General features: G+C 49.4%; 1 protein-coding gene. It reads left to right on the top strand.

Annotated elements, in window-relative coordinates; translation table 11 throughout:
* The first annotated feature begins 145 nt into the window (after positions 1-145).
* Positions 146-934 carry a YchF/TatD family DNA exonuclease gene (locus ACRC27_RS04915; RefSeq protein ID WP_116546446.1) on the top strand — a complete coding sequence of 263 codons (789 nt, stop codon included), beginning with the start codon at positions 146-148 and terminating at the stop codon, positions 932-934.
* The last annotated feature ends 298 nt before the right edge of the window (positions 935-1,232 follow it).

Genomic DNA, 1,232 nt, shown 5'->3' with positions numbered 1-1,232 from the left:
CGGATTGATGTGGTGACGTTGCAGCATTGGCTACAGGCGCTGACTGCGCTGCGCCATGAATTATTGACATCAGGCAGCTTGAATAGCGAATTGCTATTAACCACTTTGTGGCTGCATCTGAGTAGTGATATCTGAGGAGTTTCCCTTGTTTCTGATCGATTCCCATTGCCATTTGGATGGGCTGAATTATAACGATCTGCATAAGGACGTGGATGCGGTACTGGATAAAGCACGTGAGTGTGGAGTACAGCATTTTTTGAGTGTCGGAGTGACCTTAACCCGCTATCAGGCGTTAAAAGCGCTGGTAGGCCATCGTCGTGATGTTTCTTTGTCATGCGGCGTACACCCACTGGATCTGGATGAGCCGTTTGATGCTGCCGCGTTTCGTGAGCTGGCGGCAGAGCCGCAAGTGGTGGCTATTGGCGAAACTGGTCTGGACTACTTTTACAGCGAAGATACCGTTGCGTTGCAGCAAGAGGTGTTCCGTGAGCACATTCGTACTGCGCGGGCAGTGAATAAGCCGCTGATTATTCACACTCGTGATGCGCGTGAGGATACATTACGTATTTTGCGTGAAGAGCAGGCGCAAGAATGTGGTGGTGTGATCCACTGCTTTACCGAAGATGCCGATTTTGCGCGTCAGGCGATGGAGCTGGGCTTTTATATCTCGGTGTCAGGGATCATCACCTTCCGTAATGCAGAAGCGCTGCGTGAAGCGATCCGTGAAGTACCACTGGAACGCTTACTGGTGGAGACAGACTCACCGTATTTGGCCCCAGTACCGCACCGTGGTAAAGAAAATCAGCCGGCGTTTGTTCGTGACGTGGCGGAGTATCTGGCGGTGTTGAAAGGCGTTTCTGTGGAGACTCTTGCGCAAGCAACTACGGAGAACTTCTGTCGCTTGTTTGCTACGGCGCAGGTAGAGCGTAGCTGATATTCGCTGTTATCACAGTGTTCATCTGAGCGTCTGATAGGGCAGGGGCAAACGGGAGTTTGCTACCTGCCTTTTTATCGTCAAAAATTTGTCTTTTTAATCTTTATTTTGCTGTTGTCCTCTGCCACTCATTATTTACGACTGAGTGTTGTATAAATAGCATTCCCTTCTTATATCGCTTGCCAACCGTAGGCGTTGTTTCGCGTTTTACTCCTGATTGCGCCCGATTATTACATCCAATGACATGAGTTTGGATGCATAGCTGATTGATTAATGCGCAATTTGCGCGTCGTGAAAC

The sequence above is a fragment of the Plesiomonas sp. genome (genome assembly GCF_051650925.1).
Taxonomy (GTDB): domain Bacteria; phylum Pseudomonadota; class Gammaproteobacteria; order Enterobacterales; family CAMTGL01; genus Plesiomonas.
This window is presented reverse-complemented; position numbering and strand designations above follow the sequence as displayed.